The 21,057-nt window shown below is 69.0% G+C and carries 17 protein-coding genes, 2 tRNA genes and 1 pseudogene; 7 read left to right on the top strand and 13 right to left on the bottom strand.

The features are described from left to right. Positions 1 to 85 precede the first annotated feature (85 nt). Entirely contained in the window at positions 86 to 322 is a 237-nt protein-coding gene (locus C1707_RS06260; protein WP_101711180.1) for a DUF1674 domain-containing protein, read from the top strand. A 163-nt stretch (positions 323 to 485) separates the two neighbouring features. Here the strand turns inward: C1707_RS06260 and mscL are convergent. The 6 genes and pseudogenes from mscL to aroA all read right to left on the bottom strand — a co-directional run. After that, positions 486 to 896, bottom strand: a pseudogene (gene mscL / locus C1707_RS06255) (large-conductance mechanosensitive channel protein MscL); the annotation flags it as partial. Positions 897 to 977: 81 nt separating this feature from the next. Further along, a complete protein-coding gene (locus C1707_RS06250) occupies positions 978 to 1,259 on the bottom strand; it encodes an integration host factor subunit beta (protein WP_058348974.1) in 282 nt (93 codons plus the stop codon). An 87-nt stretch (positions 1,260 to 1,346) separates the two neighbouring features. Further along, positions 1,347 to 3,311 carry a DUF3857 domain-containing protein gene (locus C1707_RS06245; RefSeq protein ID WP_240633877.1) on the bottom strand — a complete coding sequence of 655 codons (1,965 nt, stop codon included), beginning with the start codon at positions 3,309 to 3,311 and terminating at the stop codon, positions 1,347 to 1,349. A 140-nt stretch (positions 3,312 to 3,451) separates the two neighbouring features. Further along, positions 3,452 to 5,164 carry a 30S ribosomal protein S1 gene (gene rpsA, locus C1707_RS06240; RefSeq protein ID WP_058348972.1) on the bottom strand — a complete coding sequence of 571 codons (1,713 nt, stop codon included), beginning with the start codon at positions 5,162 to 5,164 and terminating at the stop codon, positions 3,452 to 3,454. A 152-nt stretch (positions 5,165 to 5,316) separates the two neighbouring features. Then, positions 5,317 to 5,949 (bottom strand): (d)CMP kinase, encoded by a 633-nt coding sequence (gene cmk / locus C1707_RS06235; RefSeq protein WP_101711181.1) that lies wholly within the window; start codon positions 5,947 to 5,949, stop codon positions 5,317 to 5,319. Positions 5,950 to 5,953: 4 nt separating this feature from the next. Continuing rightward, the gene (gene aroA, locus C1707_RS06230) at positions 5,954 to 7,282 is read right to left on the bottom strand and encodes a 3-phosphoshikimate 1-carboxyvinyltransferase (RefSeq protein ID WP_101711182.1); all 1,329 of its coding nucleotides are present in this window, start codon (positions 7,280 to 7,282) and stop codon (positions 5,954 to 5,956) included. Positions 7,283 to 7,399: 117 nt separating this feature from the next. On the opposite strand from aroA, the gene C1707_RS06225 reads away from it, so the two are divergent. The 3 genes from C1707_RS06225 to C1707_RS06215 all read left to right on the top strand — a co-directional run bounded on the left by C1707_RS06225 (position 7,400) and on the right by C1707_RS06215 (position 8,398). Further along, complete coding sequence (locus tag C1707_RS06225) at positions 7,400 to 7,870, top strand: TIGR02300 family protein (RefSeq protein WP_101711183.1); 471 nt, start codon at positions 7,400 to 7,402, stop codon at positions 7,868 to 7,870. A 209-nt stretch (positions 7,871 to 8,079) separates the two neighbouring features. After that, positions 8,080 to 8,155 (top strand) — tRNA-Ala (locus C1707_RS06220). A 167-nt stretch (positions 8,156 to 8,322) separates the two neighbouring features. Then, positions 8,323 to 8,398, top strand: a tRNA-Ala gene (locus tag C1707_RS06215). Between the two features lie 119 nt (positions 8,399 to 8,517). On the opposite strand, the gene C1707_RS06210 is transcribed toward C1707_RS06215, so the two are convergent. The 7 genes from C1707_RS06210 to rimP form a co-directional block, all read right to left on the bottom strand. Continuing rightward, entirely contained in the window at positions 8,518 to 9,756 is a 1,239-nt protein-coding gene (locus C1707_RS06210) for an aminotransferase-like domain-containing protein (protein ID WP_101711184.1), read from the bottom strand. Positions 9,757 to 10,025: 269 nt separating this feature from the next. After that, complete coding sequence (locus tag C1707_RS06205) at positions 10,026 to 10,583, bottom strand: hypothetical protein (RefSeq protein WP_101711185.1); 558 nt, start codon at positions 10,581 to 10,583, stop codon at positions 10,026 to 10,028. After that, entirely contained in the window at positions 10,580 to 11,092 is a 513-nt protein-coding gene (locus C1707_RS06200) for a DUF2939 domain-containing protein (RefSeq protein ID WP_101711186.1), read from the bottom strand. Before C1707_RS06200 ends, C1707_RS06205 begins: the two co-directional genes overlap by 4 nt. Before the next feature lie 299 nt (positions 11,093 to 11,391). After that, complete coding sequence (infB, locus tag C1707_RS06195; protein ID WP_123170722.1) at positions 11,392 to 14,463, bottom strand: translation initiation factor IF-2; 3,072 nt, start codon at positions 14,461 to 14,463, stop codon at positions 11,392 to 11,394. 271 nt (positions 14,464 to 14,734) lie between these two features. Beyond that, on the bottom strand, positions 14,735 to 15,394 hold the full coding sequence (locus tag C1707_RS06190; RefSeq protein ID WP_101713113.1) for an RNA-binding protein: 660 nt from the start codon (positions 15,392 to 15,394) through the stop codon (positions 14,735 to 14,737). A 51-nt stretch (positions 15,395 to 15,445) separates the two neighbouring features. Next, positions 15,446 to 17,110 (bottom strand): transcription termination factor NusA, encoded by a 1,665-nt coding sequence (gene nusA, locus C1707_RS06185; RefSeq protein WP_101713114.1) that lies wholly within the window; start codon positions 17,108 to 17,110, stop codon positions 15,446 to 15,448. Positions 17,111 to 17,112: 2 nt separating this feature from the next. After that, on the bottom strand, positions 17,113 to 17,799 hold the full coding sequence (rimP, locus tag C1707_RS06180) for a ribosome maturation factor RimP (protein WP_101713115.1): 687 nt from the start codon (positions 17,797 to 17,799) through the stop codon (positions 17,113 to 17,115). Positions 17,800 to 18,096: 297 nt separating this feature from the next. On the opposite strand from rimP, the gene ppa reads away from it, so the two are divergent. From ppa to C1707_RS06165, 3 genes are all read left to right on the top strand, one after another. Next, positions 18,097 to 18,630, top strand: coding sequence for an inorganic diphosphatase (ppa, locus tag C1707_RS06175; RefSeq protein ID WP_058347149.1), 534 nt, complete (start codon positions 18,097 to 18,099; stop codon positions 18,628 to 18,630). 123 nt (positions 18,631 to 18,753) lie between these two features. Then, the gene (gene miaB, locus C1707_RS06170; protein ID WP_101713116.1) at positions 18,754 to 20,106 is read left to right on the top strand and encodes a tRNA (N6-isopentenyl adenosine(37)-C2)-methylthiotransferase MiaB; all 1,353 of its coding nucleotides are present in this window, start codon (positions 18,754 to 18,756) and stop codon (positions 20,104 to 20,106) included. Then, entirely contained in the window at positions 20,103 to 21,050 is a 948-nt protein-coding gene (locus tag C1707_RS06165) for a PhoH family protein (RefSeq protein WP_101713117.1), read from the top strand. The genes miaB and C1707_RS06165 overlap by 4 nt, the downstream gene beginning before the upstream one ends. The last annotated feature ends 7 nt before the right edge of the window (positions 21,051 to 21,057 follow it).

Genomic DNA, 21,057 nt, shown 5'->3' with positions numbered 1-21,057 from the left:
CGTAGCGCGTCAGGGGGCGAAACCGCCCGCACTTCCCCCGACGCGCCCTGGATGATCGATCCATGCTCGCGTGCTATGAAGGGTCATGTCCGAAGACGTTTTCTCCGCCGAACCCGAAGTTCAGGACCCCGAACTAGCCCGCTTGGGCGCCGCGCCCGGCAAGGACCTGAGCCCCGCCGCCCGACGCGCCCTGGAAGAAGCCGCCGCGCGCCGCGAGGCCGAGGCGGCCCTGGTCCTGCCATCGGAAAAGGGCGGCCGCGACGGCCCCGAACCCACGCGTTTCGGCGACTGGGAGCGCAAGGGCGTGGCGGTGGATTTCTAGAGCGGCGCCACGGCTCGGTAACCTCCCAGAGGGGGGAGGTTTCTTTCTAAGCCTTCGGCTTGCGCGGAGCGGCCGGCTTCTTGGCCGGAGCCTTCGGCGCGGCGGCGGCCTTGGCGGCCGGCGCGGGCTTTTCAGCCGCCGGAACGGCCGCGGCCACCGCCGGCTTGGCCAGCAGGTCGCGGATCTCGGTCAGCAGCTTTTCTTCCGGGGTCGGCGCCGCCGGCGCCTCGGGCGCGGGCTCGGCCGCGTCGGCGCGGCGGATCTGGTTGACCAGCTTGACTAGCAGGAACACCACCGCCGCGACGATGAAGAACTGGATCAGGGTGTTGATGAAGGCGCCGTACTGGATCGCGACCTTCTCGATCGCCTCGGTGGCGGGATCCTCGGGACGCAGCACCCACTCGAGCTTGGAGAAGTCGAGACCGCCGGTCAGCAGGCCGATGGGCGGCATGATCACCTGGTCGACCAGGCTCTTGACGATGCCGTTGAAGGCCGCGCCGATGATGACGCCGACGGCCAGGTCGATGACGTTGCCGCGGGCGATGAACTCGCGGAATTCCTTGACGATGCTCATGCGCAAAACCCCTCGTGGCTAACCGGAACGCCGAAAGGCTGAGCCGGTTCGCCGCCAGGGGCAAGAGAGTCGGCTGGGCGACTACTCGGCGTTCAGGCGGGCGCGCAGTTCCTTGCCGCTCTTGAAGAACGGCACGTGCTTGGCGCGGACGTCGACGGTTTCCCCGGTGCGCGGGTTGCGACCGGCGCGGGCGGGACGCGAGCGCACCGACAGGGCCCCGAAGCCCCGCAGCTCGACGCGGCCGCCGGCCTCGAGAGCGTTGATCATCCGCTCGAGGATGACGCCGACCACGCGCTCGACGTCCTTCTGCGTCAGGTGCGGGTTTTCGTTCGCGAGCCTGGCGATGAGTTCGGACTTGATCATCGATATCCCCTGCGCCGAGGGAGCGGCGCGCCGCGACCTTTGCCCAAGCAGGCCGCAATCTTCAAGAAAAAGGTTGCGGGCCGTTATCTAAAGACCCTTCGGCGCCCTGACGATCTCGACGTCGTAGGCGGCCTTGCGGATGGCGGCGTTGGCCGCCTCGACCTGCCCGAACGGCAGCTCGCGCGCCTCGCTGCGGCTCACCGTCTCGAAGCGGGCGACGCCGTCGGTCACCTTGGCCGACTTAGCCACGCGATAGCCGGTGGCGGCGTCCTCGCCATTGGCGCCCTTGACGCTGAAGCCCTCGCCCTTGCCCGGCAGCACCACCTCCACCGTCGTGCGGGCGTAGGACGGATAGCGCAGGGCGAACGGCGCGTCGGCGTTGGGGCCAGGCTCGCGACGCGGGAAGGTCGTGCCGCGCCCCTCGCCGCCGCCCAGCTTCAGCTCGCGCACGCCAAGGTCGTCGTTCAGCCGCCATTCGGGCGTGCTGGTCCCGGCCATCACGACCTTCAGCTCGCCGTCGTCGGCCTTCACCCAGTCGACGGTCTCCAGGGTGATCCAGCTGGAGGTCTTGGAGATGCTCTGCTTGAGGGCGCGCTCGATGTCGGCCTTGGGCGCGGTTTCCAGCGAGCGGCTGAACGCCCGCGCCGCGTCGCCGCGCATCAGCATCTCGACGCGCACGGGGGCGGGCTTGTCGAGGCCGGCCGAGGCGTCGATGTGCAGCTTGGTCTCGGTCTGGGCCTCGCTCAGCGGCGGCTGCTCGATCGGCTCCAGGCCCGCGCCCTTGGCGCGCACCGGCAGGGCCCAGCGGAAGCTCGGCGGGCGCAGCTGGTCCAGGCCGCCCTTGTCGCCCGAACGGGTGCCGTCCAGCCAGTAGCTCTTTCCGTCGATGCGGGCGCGCACGATGATGTGGTTGAACTGGCCCGCGGCGGCGACCCGCTCGTCCATGCCGTCGCCGCTGGTGGTCGAGACGATGGCCGGCTCGGCCTCGACGCCCAGGCCGCGCAGCAGGGCCAGCAGCAGCACGGTCTTGCCCTTGCAGTCGCCGAAGCGCCGCGCCCAGGTCTCGTCGGCGGGGGCGGGGCGATAACCGCCGTCGCCCATGCTGAGCGCCAGATAGCGGGTCTTGTCCTCGACCAGCTGCAGGGCGGCGAAGGCCCGTTCCTTGGGATCCCTGGTCTGGGCGGCGATGCGCGCGATCTCGGCCCGCACCGGCGAGTCCGGCGCCAGCTGGGCGGCCTTGTCGTAGAGGGGATACATCCGCCGGGAGATCTCGGCCCAGTCGGCGTAGGTCGAGGCCTGCAGCTCGCCCACCCGCAGGAAGCGCAGCGGCGCGCCGGCCGGCGCCTTGGGGGCCTCGGCGTTGCTCAGGTCGATGCTCAGGCGGGTGAACTCGCCGGCCTTGCTCTGCGTCGGCTGCGGGAAGCCGGTGGTGGTCTTCCAGATCACCGGATTATCCTGCGGCCACTCTATGCGTACGCGATAGCGGCCGATCTTGCCGCCCCAGCCCATGCGCTCGAAGGCCTGGCCGCGGTTGTCGAGCAGCGGTTCGGTGCGGTGGACGGTGTAGGCCCAGTCGATCACGTCGCCGACCTGCAGGTCCTTGATCTGGATGTTGGCGGTCAGGCGGCCGTCGAGCATGGCCCGCTCGAGATTGGTCTCGCGGCGGATGACCAGCACGTCCTTGCCGCCCTGCAGCAGGTCGATGACCTGGTCGCCGCGCCGGATGGCCAGGGTGTGAAGGGTGACGGTCTCGGCGGTGGGGTTCCACGACACCGAGCGCGAGCCCGAGCCCGACAGGCCCTCGGTCTTCACGATGCGGACCACGCGGCGGTTGTAGAAGGTCCCGCCCGAGCGTTCGAGCCACGTCTGGCTGTCGTCGAGCAGCACCTGGGTGGCGGGGGTCTCGGGGCCGGCCGGCAGGGCCGGGATCGCCGCGACGTCCACCCAGGCGGCGGGCGCGGCATAGACCGGCTTGTCGGCGGCGGCGGCGTGGCCGGTCCACATCACGGCGACGGCGGCGGCCGGAAGCACCAGCGCGGAAGACTTGAACATGGGCGCCCCTGCCAACTACTCAGACAAGCGGGACCATACAATTCCAGGACGCACGGCCAAGAGTACGCGCAAAAGAAAAACGGCGGTCGGATTGCTCCGACCGCCGCCTGTCTTCAGCTTAAAGCCAAGAGGCTTGAAGCTTATTCCTTCGGAGCGGCGCGCTCGCGCAGAGCCGCACCCAGGATGTCGCCCAGCGAAGCGCCGGAGTCCGACGAGCCGAACTGCTCGATGGCTTCCTTTTCTTCGGCCATTTCCAGCGACTTGATCGACAGCGAGACGCGGCGAGCGGCCTTGTCCACGTTGGTGATCTGAGCGTCGACGCGGTCACCCACGGCGAAGCGCTCGGGGCGCTGTTCCTGACGGTCACGCGACAGGTCCGACTTGCGGATGAAGGCGGTCATCGGGGCGTCGTCTTCACCGAAGCGGACTTCGATGCCGCCCGAGGTGACTTCCGTCACGGTGACGGTCACGGTCTGGTTCTTGCGGAAGGTGTCGCCCGACATCGGGTCGCCGGCCAGCTGCTTGATGCCCAGCGAGATGCGTTCCTTCTCGATGTCGACGTCGAGAACCTTCGCCTTGACCAGGTCGCCCTTCTTGTAGCGAGCCATGGCTTCTTCGCCGGCGACGCTCCAGTCGATGTCCGACAGGTGCACCATGCCGTCGATGTCGTTGTCGAGGCCGACGAACAGACCGAATTCGGTCGCGTTCTTGACTTCGCCTTCGACGGTCGAGCCGATCGGGTGAGCCTCGACGAAGGCTTCCCACGGGTTGGCCAGGGCTTGCTTCAGGCCGAGCGACACGCGGCGCTTGGACGGATCGACGTCCAGGACCACGACGTCGACTTCCTGCGAGGTCGACACGATCTTGCCGGGGTGGACGTTCTTCTTGGTCCACGACATTTCCGAAACGTGCACCAGGCCTTCAACGCCGGCTTCCAGCTCCACGAAGGCGCCGTAGTCGGTGATGTTGGTGATGCGGCCGGTGAACTTGGCGCCGACCGGGTACTTGGCTTCCACGCCGTCCCACGGATCCGACTGCAGCTGCTTCATGCCGAGCGAGATGCGCTGGGTGTCCGGGTTGATCTTGACGATCTGGACCTTCACGGTGTCGCCCACGGCGAGCACCTGGCTCGGGTGGTTGACGCGCTTCCAGCTCATGTCGGTGACGTGCAGCAGGCCGTCGATGCCGCCCAGGTCGACGAACGCACCGTAGTCGGTGATGTTCTTGACGACGCCTTCGCGGATTTCACCCTCTTGCAGCTGCGACACCAGTTCGGTGCGCTGCTCGGCGCGGGCTTCTTCCAGGATGGCGCGACGCGAGACGACGATGTTGCCGCGCGGACGGTCCATCTTCAGGATGGCGAAGGGCTGTTCCTTGCCCATCAGCGGGCCGACGTCGCGCACCGGACGGATGTCGACTTGCGAGCCCGGCAGGAAGGCCGAGGCGCCGCCGAGGTCGACGGTGAAGCCGCCCTTCACGCGGCCGACGATGGCGCCCATCACCGGCTCGTTCTTGGCGTAGACGCCTTCCAGACGGGTCCAGGCTTCTTCGCGCTTGGCCTTTTCGCGGCTGATGACCGCTTCGCCCATGGCGTTCTCGAGGCGCTCGAGGAAGACTTCGACGGTGTCGCCGACCTTGATGGTCGCCTTGCCGGCTTCGTCGACGCCGAATTCCTTCAGCTGGACGCGGCCTTCGGTCTTCAGACCGACGTCGATGATCGCGAAGTCCTTCTCGATCCCAACGACCTTGCCCTTGACCACGGAGCCTTCCGCGAAGTCGCGGCCGCCCATGGAGTCGTTGAGGAGCGCTTCGAAATCGTCGCGCGTGGGGTTGAAGCTCATATCGTCAGCCATGCTGATCTAAGGTCTCTGGGTTGTGGGAAGCCCTGCGATGAGCGCCGTCGGGTGACGGTTCTCGGGATTCCGGATGAGATGATTTTCTGATGCGGTCCGTCGCGTCCTAAAGCGGCGGCGAGGCGGGCGTTAGATTAGCCCTTGGAGTTTCCTCACCGGGCGCGCGCCGTCTCGACGATGCGGAGAGCCGCATCGAAGGCCTGGGATATAGTCATTTCCGACGTATCAAGCAAGATGGCGTCCACGGCCTGGGCCATGGGCGCGTCCTTGCGTCCGCCGTCGCGTTCGTCACGCTTTCTGATGTCGGCCAGGATCTCTTCGAACGAGACGGCTTCGCCCTGCCCGGTCAGCTGTTTCCAGCGGCGGTCGGCCCGGACCTCGGGGCTGGCGGTGACATAGAGCTTGGCCGGCGCCTCGGGGGCGATGACCGTGCCGATGTCGCGCCCGTCGAGCACGGCGCCGCCGTCCTGCCCCGCGAAGCTCCGCTGCAGGTCGAACAGGGCCGAGCGCACGCCCGGATGCACGGCCACCCGGCTGGCGGCCTCGCCGGCGGCGCGGGTGCGCACCTCCGGCTTCTCCAGTTCCGACAGGTCGAGACCGCGAGCCGAAGCCTCGGCCGCCGCCGCGTCGTCCAGGTCGCCCCCGATCGCCAACAACCGCACGCCGACCGCGCGATACAGCAGGCCGGTGTCCAGCATCGGCAGGCCGTAGTGGGCCGCCAGGCGCGAGGCGATGGTGCCCTTGCCCGAGGCGGCCGGGCCGTCGACGGCGATGATGAAGGCCATGAGATCAGGCCTCGACGATCGAGCCGCCCAGGCCCGTCATCAACGACACGAAACCCGGGAAGCTGGTGGCGATCATGCCCGGCTCGTCGATCTCGACCGGCTCCTGGGCGGCCAGGCCCAGGATCAGGTGGCTCATGGCGATGCGGTGATCGCCATGGGTGATCACCTTGCCGCCGCCGCGCACCGGGTGATTGCCGCCGCGCGTGCCGACCACGGTCATGCCCTCGGGCTCCTCCTCGACGGTGACGCCGCAGGCCTGCAGGCCCGCCGCCGTCAGGGCGATGCGGTCGCTTTCCTTGACCCGCATCTCGCCGATGCCGCGCATGACGGTGGGACCATCCGCAAACGCGGCCGCGACGGCCAGGATCGGATATTCGTCGATCATCGCCGGGGCGCGCTCGGGCGGCACGACGACGCCCTTGAGCTGCGAATGGCGGGCGGTGATGTCGCCGACGTCCTCGCCGCTCTCGACGCGGACGTTCGAGATGGTCAGGTCGGCGCCCATCTCCTGCAAGGTCGTGAAGAGGCCGGTGCGCAGCTCGTTGAGCATCACGCCCTTCACGGTCACTTCCGAACCGGGAACGATCAGGCCGGCCACCAACGGGAAGGCGGCCGAGGACGGGTCGCCCGGCACCTGCACGTGCGTGCCCTTCAGCTTCTGGCCTTCCGGCAGGCGCACGTGGCGCACGCCGCCGCGATCTTCCACCAGCACCTCGGCGCCGAAGGCGCGCAGCATGCGCTCGGTGTGGTCGCGGGTGGCTTCCGGCTCGATCACCTCGACGCCGCCCTCGGCGTGCAGGCCGGCCAGCAGCACGGCCGACTTCACCTGGGCCGAGGCCATGGGCAGGGTGTAGACGAGACCGCGCAGGCCCCCGCCCTTCAGCGTCAGCGGCAGGCGGCCCTTGTCGCGGCCCAGCCAGGTCGCGCCCATGCGAGCCAGCGGATCGAGCACCCGGCCCATCGGGCGGCCGCGCAGGCTGCCGTCGCCGGTGAAGGTGGCGCACATGGAAAAGCCCGCCGCCGCGCCCATGATCAGGCGCACGCCCGTGCCGGCGTTGCCGCAGTCGATGACGTCCGTGGGCTCGGCGAAGCCGCCCTTGCCCTCGACGCGCCAGCGGCCGACGCCTTCCTGTTCGACGCGCGCGCCGAAGGCCCGCATGGCCCGCCCGGTCGCCAGGACGTCGTCGCCCTCCAGCAGCCCCTCGATGGTGGTGGTGCCGCTCGCGAGGGCGCCCAGGATCATCGAACGGTGCGAAATGGACTTGTCGCCAGGCGCCCGAACCGTACCGCGAAGGGCTCCGCCCGGAGCGCTCTTCAATCCAGCCGTGGTCATGCCGAAACCGGCTCCTTGCAACATAGGTGTTTCGCGAAGGGGTTTGCTTTTGACAGCGGCCTCCCGTCATGGCAAGTCAGCCGCCGCTTTTCCCATCAGGATCAAAGGGTCGCCGCCTTGGCTAATCCCGACTTGGGCGCAAAACAAATCTGCCCCAACTGCCAATCGAAGTTCTACGACCTCAACCGTCGTCCGGCCGTCTGCCCCAAGTGCGGCGAGCAGTTCGACCCGGAAGAGGCCCTGAAGTCGCGCCGCGTCCGTGCCCGCGCCGTCACGCCGGACTACGACGCCGACGACGAGAAGGAAGCCCCGGCTCCCAAGGAGCAGGACGGCTACGAGGACGAGGTCGACGAGACCCCGGAAATCGACGAGGCCGCCGAAGCCGACGTCACCGAGGGTGACGACGAGGACGGTGATCCCACCGCCGAGCCGTCGCCGGGCGGCGACGACCTGGGCGTCGACTTCGCCGAGGACGAAGACCTGGCCGACGAGGACACCGACGACGTCCCGTTCCTCGAGGACGAGGACGAAGACGACCTCGGCGACGAGATCGAGGGCCTGCCGGACGGCGAAGACGACGACCGGTAAGACGAATGCGCCGGGGTCGGAGCGATCCGACCCCGGTTTTCGGGTTCTCCACAGCGTTTCGTCGCACCCCGAAAAAAAGTTGGCCGAGGGGGTTGATCCCGAAAAAACCTCGGCATAGGTTCCGCGCCTCTTCGGGGGACAGCCACTCGGAACCGCCGGAGAGACTAAGGCATACGACGGAAAGTCTTCGTGGTTTTCCAACGCGCCTTGGGGCTATAGCTCAGCTGGTAGAGCGCTTGAATGGCATTCAAGAGGTCAGCGGTTCGACTCCGCTTAGCTCCACCAAGACGGCCGCTTCCCTAAAGGGAGCGGCCGTTTCCATTTTCGGAACCCGTCGAAGACTTGTCGGAAAACTTGAGCCTCGCCCGACGCGGGGGCTTGATCCCGACGAAGCCTCGACATAGGTTCCGCGCCTTCCCGGCCACCATCCGGGACCAGGGCCTTCGAGCCTCGGGGCTATAGCTCAGCTGGTAGAGCGCTTGAATGGCATTCAAGAGGTCAGCGGTTCGACTCCGCTTAGCTCCACCAAGACGGCCGCTTCCCTAAAGGGAGCGGCCGTTTCCATTTCCAGCGCTCGAAACCTCCTCAATCGCTCCGCCAGACCTCCCCCTTTTTGGGGGGAGGTGGCCCGGAGGGCCGGAAGGGGCTCAGCGCGGCGCCGAGATCAGCCCCGCCAGCCGCCGCACGCCCTCCTCGATCTGGTCGGGCGGCAGCAGGGAGTAGCTGAGACGCAGGGTGTTGGCGGCCGGGGCCTCGGCGAAGAACGGCGCGCCGGGCACGAAGGCCACGCGGACATCGGTCAGGGCCCGCTCCAGCAGGGCCTTGCCGTCCAGGCCTTCCGGCAGGGTCAGCCACACGAACATGCCGCCCTCGGGCGAGATCCACGACACGCTCTTGGGCATGTGCCGCTCCAGCGCCGCCAGCATGGCCCGCGCCTGGCCGCCATAGGCCCCGCGCAGGCGGCCCAGGTGCTGGTCGTAGCCTTCGGAGACGACTCGGCAGGCGACCATCTGGTTGATGGTCGAGACATGCAGGTCGCCGCCCTGCTTGAGCAGCACCAGCTTCTCGATCGCCGCCCTGGGGCCGCAAATCCAGCCGATGCGCAGGGCCGGCGACAGGGTCTTGGACAGCGTGCCGCAGAACAGGACCCGAGCGGCCTCGATCGAGCCCTTGCGGGCGATGTCGAGGGCCAGCAGCGAGGGGATCGGCTCGCCGCCGAAGCGCAGTTCGCGATAGGCCGCGTCCTCGACCAGGGGGAAGTCCCGGGCGTCAGCCAGGTCGAGCAGGGCCTCCCGCTGCGCCAGGGTGAGGCTGACGCCGGTGGGATTGGCGAAGTCGGGCACGAAGTAGCCCAGGCGCGGCTTGCGGGCCTCCACGGCCGCCCGGGCGGCCTCGTCGCCGTCCAGGGCGCCCTGCGGCAGGTCGAGATAGGCCGGCTGGTAGGCGTTGAAGGCCTGCAGCGCGCCCAGATAGGTCGGCCGAGCCACCACCACCGGAGCGCCGGGATCGAGGAACAGCTTGCCCAGCAGGTCGAGCGCCTGCTGCGAGCCGGCGGTCAGCAGCACGTTCTCGGGCTCGCAGGGCATGCCGTCGCGGGTCATGCGCTCGGCGATCCAGCGGCGCAGCGGGCCGTGGCCCTCGCTGACGGTGTACTGCAGCGCCTGGGCGGCCTGGGCGCCGTCGGCGAGGATTTCGGCATAGGCCTCGCGGATGGCCTGGGCCGGGAAGAGGGCCGGGTCGGGAATGCCGCCGGCGAACGAGAGGATGTCGGGCTGCTCGAGCAGCTTCAGCAGCTCGCGGATCTCGCTGGCGCGGATACCGGCCATGCGCGCGGAAAAGCGCGCGGCCCAGTCTTGCGGGGCCAGGTCTTGGGTGTCGGTGGTCATGGGGTCTTCTTCGTCGAGACAATCGTGCGGCGGCCTCGGCCGCCGGTCTTCTGCGTTCGACGGCGGCCTGGCCGTCCGTCGCCTGGGCGCACGAAGGCGCCGCGCCTGATCCCTAGCGGTCAGGCGCTGCGTACGAGTCCGTTGGTGCCCAGGGAGCGGCGGCGCTGGAAGCGCCGGGTCCCGCGTTCGCTCGCGATCATGGCCGCGACCCTAAAGGCGCGGGCCATGGAAGGAAACCCGGCTTTTCCTCGAAGGGCCGCCAGGAGACCTCAGCGCGGGCCGTTGAGGCTGTCGGTCCAGTCCTCGTTGGGATCGGGCGGTCCGCCGGTCGGCAGGCGCCATTCGCCGCGATAGGAGAAGTCCAGCGTGCCGCACAGCCGCGCCTGGCCGGCGGCCTTGGGATCGTCGCCGAAGGCCTGGATCCGCAGGTCGTGGCGCAAGGCGATGCGGCTGAAGCTCAGCCACAGGCGCTTGGAGCCGGAGCAGAAGGCCCGGACATAGACCTTGCCCTGCTCGGCCGCGCCGTCGACCTCGTAGAGGGCCGCGTCGACGTCGACGCCGGCCATGGACGCCAGACCGCCCTTGCCGAGGTCCTTCTGGCTGCCCTTGCGCAGCAGGGCCTGGGCCGGCACGCCGGTGGCCAGCACCTTGATCGGCCGGGCATTGAGCAGGCCCTGCTCGAACAGCACGGTCACGCCCGCCCCCGTCAGCCGCTTGGCGTCGGGCGAGATCGGGTCGTAGGAGAACATTCGCCGTTCGGCCGCAGCCGGCCCCGCGACGGCGCTCAGCAGCGCGGCGACCAGCAGGACTGGAAGGCCGGCCCTCATCGCTTGAGCTGCAGGTTCACGGCCTGGGCGTCGAAGCCCGACAGCCGCCAGGACCCGCCCTCGCGGGTGAAGGTCAGCATGCAGGGACCGTCCTTCTTGGCCGCGCAGACCCGGCCGTCGCCGGTCGGACGCAGGGCCGAAGCGATGGCGATGCGGCCTGGGATCGGCTTGTCGGGGGTGTAGCCGTAATAGTTGGCGGCGGCGCGGAACACCTCGGGGCGGATCAGGGCCGCGCCGGCGACGTCGGCGGCCGGGCCGGCCAGGGCGATCATCGCCGCCTGCCAGCCGCCCTTGGCGCCCGAGCGACGGGCCTCCTCGACCAGGCGGGTCTCGACCGCGCCGGTCAGGGCCCGGTGATCGACCAGGCTGTCGAACGTGGCCCGGTCGTTGTTGCGGATCGCCGTCAGCAGGGCGTGCACGTCGCCGGCGGCGTCGTAGCGGTCGGCGGTGGCGCAGGCGCTCAGGGAGGCGGCGACCGCGGTCAGGGCGAGAAGGGCTCGAATGCGCATGGACAACGGCTAGCGCTCAATTCCGGCGAATTCCAGTCCCGTCAGCCCGCGCCGGGGTCACGTGGTCGTGGTCGGCGGCGGCGCGGACCTGCCGGTTCCTCCCGCCGACCAGCGGCTCCTCGATCCCCCACTCTTCGTAGCCGCCATCCACGCGGTAGGTCGCGGCCGGGGCTCGGCCAATCGACTTCGACGCGCAAGGCGTGTCCACCCGCGCAGGCGGATTTTGGGTAGCGACCAGAAAAAGGGCGCGGACCTCGCGGTCCGCGCCCTGATCTTTCGGTGACCGAAGTCGCCGGCCCTTAGTCGAGCTGGCGCTTGATCTCCTCGACGGTGAAGCACTCGATGGTGTCGCCGACCTTGATGTCCTGGAAGCCAGCGAACATCATGCCGCACTCCTGACCGACGGGGACTTCGTTGACCTCGTCCTTGAAGCGCTTGAGCGTCTGCAGGGTGCCCAGTTCGAGCACGACGATGTCCTGACGGATGATCCGGACCTTCGCGCCCTTGCGCACGACGCCTTCGGTGACCTTACAGCCGGCGACCTTGCCGATCTTCGTGATGTCGAAGGCCTGCAGCACCTCGGCGTTGCCGAGGAAGGTTTCGCGCTGGATCGGGGCCAGCATGCCCGAGAGCACGCCTTTGATATCGTCCAGCAGGTCGTAGATGATCGCGTAGTAGCGGATCTCGACCCCTTCGCGTTCGGCCAGGGCTCGCGCCTGCGCCGAGGCGCGGACGTTGAAGCCGATGACCGGCGCGCCGGCGCCCTTGGCCAGCATGACGTCGCTTTCGCTGATCGCGCCGGCGCCCGACAGGATGATCCGCGCGCGGACCTCGTCGGTGGCCATCTTGTCCAGCGAACCGATGATCGCCTCGGCCGAACCTTGGACGTCGGCCTTGATGATCAGCGGAAGCTCTTTCAGCTTCTTGTCCTGCAGCTTGGCCATCATGTCGGCCATCGAAGCGCCGGCGCCCACCGGGGCCAGCGTCTTCTCGCGCTTCTGGCGGATGCGGTACTCGGTCAGCTCGCGAGCGCGGGCTTCGTTCTCCACGACGGCGAAGGCTTCGCCGGGCGAGGGAACGCCGTCCAGGCCGAGGATCTCGACCGGGGTGGCCGGACCAGCTTCGGTCAGCTGCTCGTTGCGCTCGTTCAGCAGGGCGCGAACCCGGCCGAACTGGCTGCCGGCGACGACGATGTCGCCGCGCTTGAGCGTGCCGCGGTTGACCAGGACGGTCGAGACGGCGCCGCGACCCTTGTCCAGCTTGGCCTCGATCACCACGCCGTCGGCGGTGCGGTCGGGGTTGGCCTTCAGGTCGAGCACTTCGGCCTGCAGCAGGATGGCGTCGAGCAGGTCGTCCAGGCCCGTGCGGGCCTTGGCCGAGACCTCGATGATCTGGGTGTCGCCACCCAGGCTCTCGACGACGATCTCGTGCTGCAGCAGCTCGTTGACCACGCGGGTCGGATCCGAGCCCGGCTTGTCCATCTTGTTGACGGCCACGATGATCGGCACGTTGGCGGCCTTGGCGTGTTTGATCGCCTCGACCGTCTGCGGCATCACGCCGTCGTCGCCGGCCACCACCAGCACGACGATGTCGGTGATGTTGGCGCCGCGAGCGCGCATGGCCGAGAAGGCGGCGTGGCCGGGCGTGTCGAGGAACGTCACGCGCTGGCCGTCCTTCAGGCGAACCTGATAGGCGCCGATGTGCTGGGTGATCCCGCCGTGTTCGCCAGCGGCCACGTCGGTGGCGCGCAGGGCGTCGAGCAGCGAGGTCTTGCCGTGGTCGACGTGGCCCATGATGGTCACGACCGGCGGACGGCCTTCCAGGTGATCGTCGTGGTCCTCGGCGCCGATGAAGCCCTCTTCGACGTCGGCTTCCGACACGCGCTTGACGGTGTGGCCGAATTCGGTGGCCACCAGCTCGGCGGTGTCGTTGTCGATGACGTCGTTGATCTTCAGCATCACGCCCTGACGCATCAGGAACTTGATGATCTCGACGCCGCGCACGGCCATCCGGTTGGACAGCTCCTGCACGGTGATGACGTCGGGGATCACGACCTCGCGGGCGACACGCGCCTGCTCGACCGCGCCGCCGCGGCGCTTTTCCTTTTCGCGTTCACGGGCCCGGCGAACCGAGGCCAGCGAGCGCATGCGGTCGGCGGACTCCCCATCACCGGCCACGGCCTGGATGGTGAGGCGGCCTTCGCGGCGCTGCGGGGCGCCCTTGGCGCGCGAGACGGCCTTGTTCGGCGCGTTGTTGGCCTTGCGGCGATCGTCGTCCTCGTCCGGACGGCGATCGGTCAGGCCGCCGCCGGGCCGCGGGGCCGAGCGGGTGGCGCGCTGGATTTCCGGCGTGGCCGGAGCCGAGGCCGGGACGCCCGGACGCGGACCGCGCGGACCGCCGGGGCCGCCAGGGCCACGAGCGCCGGGCGCCGGGCGCGGAGCCAGGGCCGAGTAGCGGACGGTCTGCTGCGGACGGTCGCCTTGCGGACGATCACCTTGCGGGCGGTCGCCGCCCGAGCGGTAGCCGCCGCCGGCGCCTTCCGGACGCGGGCCGCGCGGGCGGTCGCCTTCCGGACGCGGAGCGCGCTGGTTGTAGGGCCCGTCCTGACGGGGGGCGCGCTGATTGTACGGGCCGTCCTGGCGCGGAGCGCGCTGGTTGAACGGACGGTCGCCCTGCGGACGATCCCCTTGGGGACGATCGCCCTGCGGGCGGTCGCCGCCCGGCGTCGGCCGGTAGGTCGTGGTCGTCGGACGATCGTCGCGGCGTTCACGGCTGGGTTCGTAGGTGCGGGTCTGGCCCGGAGCGCTGTGGCGCGGAGCCTCGGCGCGGGGAGCCTCGACGCGCGGAGCGACCGGAGCCGCCGGAGCGGGCGTCGGCGCGGGCGCGGCCGGAGCAGCGGCGGCCGGGGCCGGCGCGGCGGGAGCCGGAACCGGCTTGGCGGCGGCGGCTTCGGCGGCCGCCTTGGCGGCAGCGGCCTTGGCGGCGGCGTCACGCGCCGCGGCGGCCTCGGCCGCGGCGCGAGCGTCGGCTGCCCGGCGTTCGGCGGCCTGGCGTTCCTGCGCTTCGCGAGCGGCCTCGATGGCGCGCTGGCGAGCGCGCATCTCGTCCTGCGACAGACCGCCGGCCGCACCACCGCCACCGCCGCCTTGCGGACGCGGCGCGTCGTGGCGACGCTCGGCCTGGGACGGCGCGGCGAGATTGCCGGAAGCCGGCGCATGCGGGCGCGTGCGCTTCGTCTCGACAACCACCGTCTTGGTCCGGCCGTGGCTGAAGCTCTGCTTCACGACACCGGCGCTCACCGAGCCCTGGCGGGGCTTCAGCGTCATCGGGGGTCGATTACCGGGGCGGCCGTTTTCGTTCTCGTCGCTCATGCGCTCGCTTGTACTTCCGCCAGGCGGTACCCGGCTAAAAAAACCGTTCTTTCCATGTGAGAAAGGGGCCCGGACGTACCTGCCAAGGCAAGCGCGTTTCCCGACCCTTCACTCACGGACGAGGTCCGGATGACCACGCCCCACGTCAAAGATTCTAGAGTCTTTCGATCGCATCGACCGCTCGGTGCGATCGAAAAACTCTAGAGCCTGTCCCTGCCGGCGCGCCGGTCGAGGGCGAACAGGCTCACCCCCGAAGATAGTCGAAGACCCCTCAGGGCTTCGGATCGTCCTCACGCCCGCCCGCCGTCCATTCGGGCGGCGAAAGCGGCCGGAAGCCTGATAAACGCTCGACGTCCAAAGTCCATCGATCACTGCCAGGTCCAGCGAGGAGCGCCGTGTGTATCACATTCTCCCCGCCTAAGGCCAAACCCAATTCGTCCGATGTGAACGCGCCCAGCAAACGGGGCGGCCTGGCGGCCTTGCGCGCGGCGGAAAGGATCTTGCGGCGACCGTCTTCGGCGCTGTCGGACGCTTCGATCAGCCAGGCGACCTTGCCCGTTCCCAGGGCGGCGACCACCTTTTCGAAGCCAGAGATAATGGTCCCGGCCTTGCGCGCAAGGCCCAGACCGTCCAGCACGCGCCGCGCCAGCAACTGCTCCACCTGATCGGCGAGGTCGGCGGGCGCCGACAGCTTGGTCTTGGCCGAACGCGAGAAGGCGTTCTTCTTCACGGCCGCGGCGATCGACTCGCGGTCGGCCGCCACCCACATGCCGCGCCCGGGCAGCTTGCGGGCGACGTCGGGAACCACGACGCCGTCGGGCCCGGCCACGAACCGCACCAGGCGCGGCTCGTCGACCGCCTCGCCCAGGACGATGTCCTTGCGCGCGCGGGTGGCTTCGGCATGGGTCTTAGGAGCGGTCTGGTCGTTCATGCGTCTTCAAAGGAAGCGGCCCTTCCGAGGATCGGAAGGGCCGGCTGTCTCTTACTGCTCTTCGGCGGCTTCTTCGGCGGCGGGGGCTTCCTCGCCTTCGACTTCGGCGACCTCTTCAGCCTCGCCCTCGATCTCTTCGTACTCGGGCTCAGGCGGGGCCTCGACCCAGCCCATGGCGATACGAGCGCGCATGATCAGGGCTTCGGCGTCGTCGGGCGACAGGTTGAAGCTCTCGAGGATGCCCGGCTCGCGCACGCGCTCGCCATTCCTGCTCTCGAACCAGCCGCGCATGTCGTCGGGGACGAGGCCGGCCAGGTCTTCGATCGTCTTCACGTCGCCTTCGCCCAGGGCCACGGCCATGGCCAGGGTCACGCCCTCGACGCCCAGCAGTTCGTCCTGGACGCCCAGTTCGACGCGCTTGGCGTCCAGGGCGGCGGCTTCCTTCTCGAGGAATTCGCGGGCGCGGGCCTGCAGTTCCTCGGCGGTCTCGTCGTCGAAGCCCTCGATCGAACCGATCTCGTGGGTTTCGACATAGGCCACGTCTTCGACGGCGGTGAAGCCTTCGGTGACCAGCAGCTGGGCGATGACCTCGTCGACGTCCAGCGCTTCCTGGAACAGGGCGGTGGCCTCGGCGAACTGCTTCTGACGGCGCTCGCTCTCCTGGCTCTCGGTCATGATGTCGATCTGCCAGCCGGTCAGCTGCGAGGCCAGGCGGACGTTCTGGCCGCGGCGGCCGATGGCCAGCGACAGCTGCTCGTCCGGCACCACGACTTCGACGCGCTCGTCTTCCTCGTCCATGACGACCTTGGAGACTTCGGCCGGGGCCAGGGCGTTGACGATGAAGGTGGCCTCGTCTTCCGACCACTGGATGATGTCGATCTTCTCGCCCTGCAGCTCGGCGACCACCGCCTGCACGCGCGAACCACGCATGCCGACGCAGGCGCCGACGGGGTCGATCGAGCTGTCGTTGGAGATGACGGCCATCTTGGCGCGCGAACCCGGATCGCGAGCCACGGCGCGGATCTCGATGACGCCGTCGTAGACTTCCGGCACTTCCTGCGCGAACAGCTTGGCCATGAAGCCGCCGTGGGCGCGGCTCAGCATGATCTGCGGGCCCTTGGTCTCGCGACGGACATCGTAGATGTAGGCGCGGATGCGGTCGCCGACGTTGAAGTTCTCGCGCGGGATCGACTGGTCGCGGCGCATGATGCCTTCGCCGCGGCCCAGGTCGACGATGACGTTGCCGTATTCGACGCGCTTGACGCTGCCGTTGACGATCTCGCCCGAGCGGTCCTTGTACTCTTCGTACTGGCGCTCGCGCTCGGCTTCGCGAACCTTGTGCATGACGACCTGGCGGGCCATCTGGGTCTGCACGCGGCCGATCTCGAACGGCGGCAGGGCCTCTTCGTAGACCTTGCCGATCTCGGCGTCGCGCCAGGTGCGCTTGGCCGAGGTCAGGTGGACCTTGCCGATCTCACCTTCCAGGTCGGCGTCGTCGGCCACGATCTCGATCACGCGCTTCTGCGTCGTCTCGCCCGTGCGCGGGTCGATCTTGACGCGGATGTCGTGCTCGGCGCCGTAGCGGGCGCGGGCGGCCTTCTGCAGGGCGTCCTCGATGGCCTCGATGACGACTTCCTTCTCGATGCCCTTTTCACGGGCGACCGCGTCGGCGATCTGGAGCAGTTCAAGCCGGTTGGCGGCGATGCCGATGGCCATGGTCAGTCCTCTTCACTTTCGGACAAATCGTTGTCGTTCTCGGCGTCCACGCGGGCGGCGCGCGCGTCGGCGCCCCGCTTCATCAGCTCGTCGGTCAGGACCAGCTTGGCGTCGACGATCCAGGCGAACGGGAAATAGACGGTGACGTCGTCCTCGCCCTCGATGTTGAGGCCGACCTGGTCGTCCTCGACGCCGGCGAGCTCGCCCTTGAAGCGCTTGCGGCCCTCGGCCACGCGATCGAGCTCGATGCGCACCTCGAAACCGGCATAGGTCTCGAAGTCCTTCAGGCGCGTCAGCGGGCGGTCGACGCCCGGGCTGGAGACTTCCAGGGTGTATTCGCCGGCGATCGGGTCGGCGGCGTCCATCACCTCGGAGATGGCGCGGGACAGCTTGGCGCAGTCCTCGACGTTCATGTCGCCGCCCGTTCCGTCCTCCTGGAGGGGACGTTCGGCCATGATCTGCAGGCGGCGCTGCTCAGCGCCGCCCATCAGGCGCAGGCGGACGATCTCGTAGCCGACGGTCTCGGCGACGGGATCGAGCATCTCGATCAGGTCCAGGTCTTCTCGCGTCTTGCCGCGCACGGTTCTCTTCTCAGTTTCGCGGGCCGCCCGGCCGGCCTCGAAAGGCCCAGCTGGCGAGCGACCAAAGAAAAAGCGGCAGCCTTTCGGGCCGCCGCTCGAAAGCGCCAATCAGCGCTAACGGACGATGTAGGAGCTATATAGCGCGATAGGCGAGCGGGTGGAAGCCCCCTCCTGGCCGGGGCTCGCGCCACGCGCGAGAGACCTTTGCAAGCGCCGCAAGCCAAGCCTCGAAAGCTGTTCTCACGGGCATTCGACAAGCTCGACCAGAGACGACGGATGCTTTTGCGGCCGCAAGTCGAGGGGCGGACACGCCCCCTCTTTCGCACCGCAACACTTGTGGCCTATACAGGCGGCCGCTTGAGGCCCGCCTCCCCGCGGGAGCCTTCACCACAACGAAGAGTGACTATGGACCTCTCCAAGATCGCCGTCGGCGTGAACCCGCCCTACGACCTGAACGCCGTCATCGAGATCCCCCAGGGCGGCGAGCCGGTGAAGTACGAGATCGACAAGGAAAGCGGCGCCCTGATGGTGGACCGCTTCCTTCACACGGCGATGTTCTATCCGGCCAACTACGGCTTCATCCCGCACACCCTGGCCGACGACGGCGACCCCGCCGACATCATGGTCGTGGGTCCGACCCCGGTGGTGCCCGGCGCGATCATCCGCTGCCGCCCGATCGGCGCCCTGATGATGGTCGACGAGGCCGGGTCGGACGAGAAGATCCTGGCCGTGCCGGTCGACAAGCTGCACCCCTTCTATACGGGCGTGAACAGCTGGCGCGACCTGCCGACCATCCTGACCGAGCAGATCGCCCACTTCTTCCAACACTACAAGGATCTGGAAAAGGGCAAGTCGACCAAGATCACCGGCTGGGCCGATCCGGACGAGACCGCCGAACTGATCCGCGCGGCGATCAAGCGCCACGACGAGAACTACTGAGACCAGACAGCGGCGCCGGGCTTCCGGCGCCGTTTTCTTTTGGGGCTTCATCCTGGGTTCGGGCCCCGGGTGTGACCTTCGCGACCTTGCGCGCGGGGCCGCTCGACCCCATAACCTCGCCGGATGAGCGAGACCCCGCAAAAGCGCCTCTATATCAAGACCTACGGCTGTCAGATGAACGTCTACGACAGCGAGCGCATGACCGACGTCCTGCGCCCGCTGGGCTATGGCGTGGTCGACGACCCGGAGGGCGCGGATCTCGTCGTGCTCAACACCTGCCACATCCGCGAGAAGGCCACCGAAAAGGTCTATTCCGAGCTTGGCCAGATCAAGCTGATGAAGGACCGCAAGGCCCAGACCGGCGGCAAGATGACCATCGCCGTGGCCGGCTGCGTGGCCCAGGCCGAGGGCCAAGAGATCATGAACCGCCAGCGGGCGGTCGATCTGGTGGTCGGTCCGCAGGCCTATCACCAGCTGCCTGAGCTGATCGCCCGCGCCCATCGGGCCTCGGGCGAGCGCCTGGCCGCCGACTTCGCCGCCGACGAGAAGTTCGACGCCCTGCCGGCCGAGCGCCACGTCACCGGCGTCACCGCGTTCCTGACCGTGCAGGAGGGCTGCGACAAGTTCTGCACCTTCTGCGTGGTGCCCTATACGCGCGGCGGCGAGTGGTCGCGGCCGGTCAATGACATCGTGGAAGAAGCCAAGCGCCTGGCCGATGCGGGCGTGCGCGAGGTCACCCTGCTGGGCCAGAACGTCAACGCCTATGACGGCGACGGCTCGACCCTGGCCAAGCTGGTGCGCAAGCTGGCGACGATCGATGGCCTGGATCGCATCCGCTACACCACCAGCCACCCGCGCGACATGGGCGAGGACCTGATCGAGGCCCATGGCGAGCTGCCGCAGCTGATGCCCTACCTGCACCTGCCGGTGCAGGCCGGCAGCGACAAGATCCTCAAGGCCATGAACCGCGACCATACGGCCGAAAGCTATGTGAAGCTGATCGAGCGCATCCGCGCCGCCCGGCCCGACATCGCCATGAGCGGCGACTTCATCGTCGGCTTCCCCGGCGAGCGCGACGGCGACTTTGAGAAGACCCTCGAACTCGTCCGCGAGGTCGGCTTCGCATCGGCCTTTTCGTTCAAGTATTCGCGCCGCCCCGGCACGCCGGCCTCGGCCATGCCCGGCCAGGTCGACGAGGCCGTGAAGTCCGAGCGCCTGGACCGCCTGAACCAGCTGCTCGACGAGCAGCAGCGGGCCTTCAACGCCAGCCAGGTCGGCAAGACCCTGCCCGTGCTGTTCGAGAAGGCCGGCCGCCATCCCGGTCAGGTCGTCGGCCGTAGCCCCTACCTGCAAGCCGTCCACGCCGAAGGCGGGGAGCATCTGATCGGGACGATCGTTCCCGTCCGTATCGAGAGCGCCGCCAAGATGAGCCTGGCCGGCGTGCTCGCCAACGAACCTGTTCTGGAGACCGCGTGAGCCGCACGCCCGAGTTCCTGCCGCTTTCCGACGACGCCGTCGTCGCCGTCACCGGCCCGTCCGGCCGCCACGCCGCCCTGATCGAGGACGCGTTCAAGGTCCTGCTCGAGACGCCCGGCGGCGGCGTCAAGATCACCGGCGACGTCAAGGGCCGCTCGTCGGCCAAGCGCGCCCTGCTGGCCCTGGCCGAGCGGGCCGACGCCGGCCATGAAGTGGTCGAGGCCGACATCCGCGTGGCCGTGGGCGAGGCCCACAGCGCCGGCGGCCAGGCCTCGCCGCGCGCCGTGCGCCGCGGCGCGGTGTCGCCCAAGACCAAGAACCAGGCCGCCTACATGGAGCAGATGGCCCGGCATCCGCTGGTCTTCGGCCTGGGTCCGGCCGGCACCGGCAAGACCTTCCTGGCCGTGGCCCAGGGCGCGGGCATGCTGCTGCGCGGCGAGGTCGACCGCCTGATCGTCACCCGCCCCGCCGTCGAGGCCGGCGAGAAGCTCGGATTTCTTCCGGGCGACCTCAACGAGAAGGTCGACCCCTACATGGCGCCGGTCTGGGAGGCCCTGACCGACATCATGGGCGCCGAACAGCTGCGCCGCCGCCGCGACAAGGGCGAGATCGAGGTCGCTCCGATCGCCTTCATGCGCGGCCGCACGCTGGCCCACGCCTTCGTCATCGTCGACGAGGCCCAGAACTGCTCGCGCCTGCAGATGAAGATGGTGCTGACCCGCCTGGGCGAAGGCGCCCGGATGGTGGTCACCGGCGATCCGACCCAGATCGACCTCCTGAACCCGCGCGACTCCGGCCTGGCCCACGCGGTGTCGATCCTCGACGGCGTGGAGGGCGTGGCCGTGGCCCGCTTCACCTCGACCGACGTCGTGCGCCACCCGCTGGTGGAGCGCATCGTCAAGGCCTACGACGCCGACGCGGCCCTGGTGGCGACTCCCCGATGATCACCGT

Source organism: Caulobacter flavus (assembly GCF_003722335.1).
Taxonomy (GTDB): Bacteria; Pseudomonadota; Alphaproteobacteria; order Caulobacterales; family Caulobacteraceae; genus Caulobacter; species Caulobacter flavus.
The sequence above is the reverse complement of the archived record's forward strand: the minus strand, read 5'-3'. Positions and strand labels throughout refer to the sequence as shown.

Bases quoted from the DNA above. Each gene is read 5' to 3' on its own strand.
- ppa (WP_058347149.1), top strand. From the start codon at position 18,097: ATGGACCTCTCCAAGATCGCCGTCGGCGTGAACCCGCCCTACGACCTG.
- cmk (WP_101711181.1), bottom strand. From the start codon at position 5,949: ATGGCCTTCATCATCGCCGTCGACGGCCCGGCCGCCTCGGGCAAGGGC.
- C1707_RS06210 (WP_101711184.1), bottom strand. From the start codon at position 9,756: ATGACCACCGACACCCAAGACCTGGCCCCGCAAGACTGGGCCGCGCGC.
- C1707_RS06260 (WP_101711180.1), top strand. From the start codon at position 86: ATGTCCGAAGACGTTTTCTCCGCCGAACCCGAAGTTCAGGACCCCGAA.
- nusA (WP_101713114.1), bottom strand. From the start codon at position 17,110: ATGGCCATCGGCATCGCCGCCAACCGGCTTGAACTGCTCCAGATCGCC.
- rpsA (WP_058348972.1), bottom strand. From the start codon at position 5,164: ATGGCTGACGATATGAGCTTCAACCCCACGCGCGACGATTTCGAAGCG.
- C1707_RS06200 (WP_101711186.1), bottom strand. From the start codon at position 11,092: ATGCGCATTCGAGCCCTTCTCGCCCTGACCGCGGTCGCCGCCTCCCTG.
- C1707_RS06205 (WP_101711185.1), bottom strand. From the start codon at position 10,583: ATGAGGGCCGGCCTTCCAGTCCTGCTGGTCGCCGCGCTGCTGAGCGCC.
- C1707_RS06245 (WP_240633877.1), bottom strand. From the start codon at position 3,311: ATGTTCAAGTCTTCCGCGCTGGTGCTTCCGGCCGCCGCCGTCGCCGTG.
- aroA (WP_101711182.1), bottom strand. From the start codon at position 7,282: ATGACCACGGCTGGATTGAAGAGCGCTCCGGGCGGAGCCCTTCGCGGT.
- miaB (WP_101713116.1), top strand. From the start codon at position 18,754: ATGAGCGAGACCCCGCAAAAGCGCCTCTATATCAAGACCTACGGCTGT.
- C1707_RS06190 (WP_101713113.1), bottom strand. From the start codon at position 15,394: ATGAACGACCAGACCGCTCCTAAGACCCATGCCGAAGCCACCCGCGCG.
- C1707_RS06250 (WP_058348974.1), bottom strand. From the start codon at position 1,259: ATGATCAAGTCCGAACTCATCGCCAGGCTCGCGAACGAAAACCCGCAC.
- infB (WP_123170722.1), bottom strand. From the start codon at position 14,463: ATGAGCGACGAGAACGAAAACGGCCGCCCCGGTAATCGACCCCCGATG.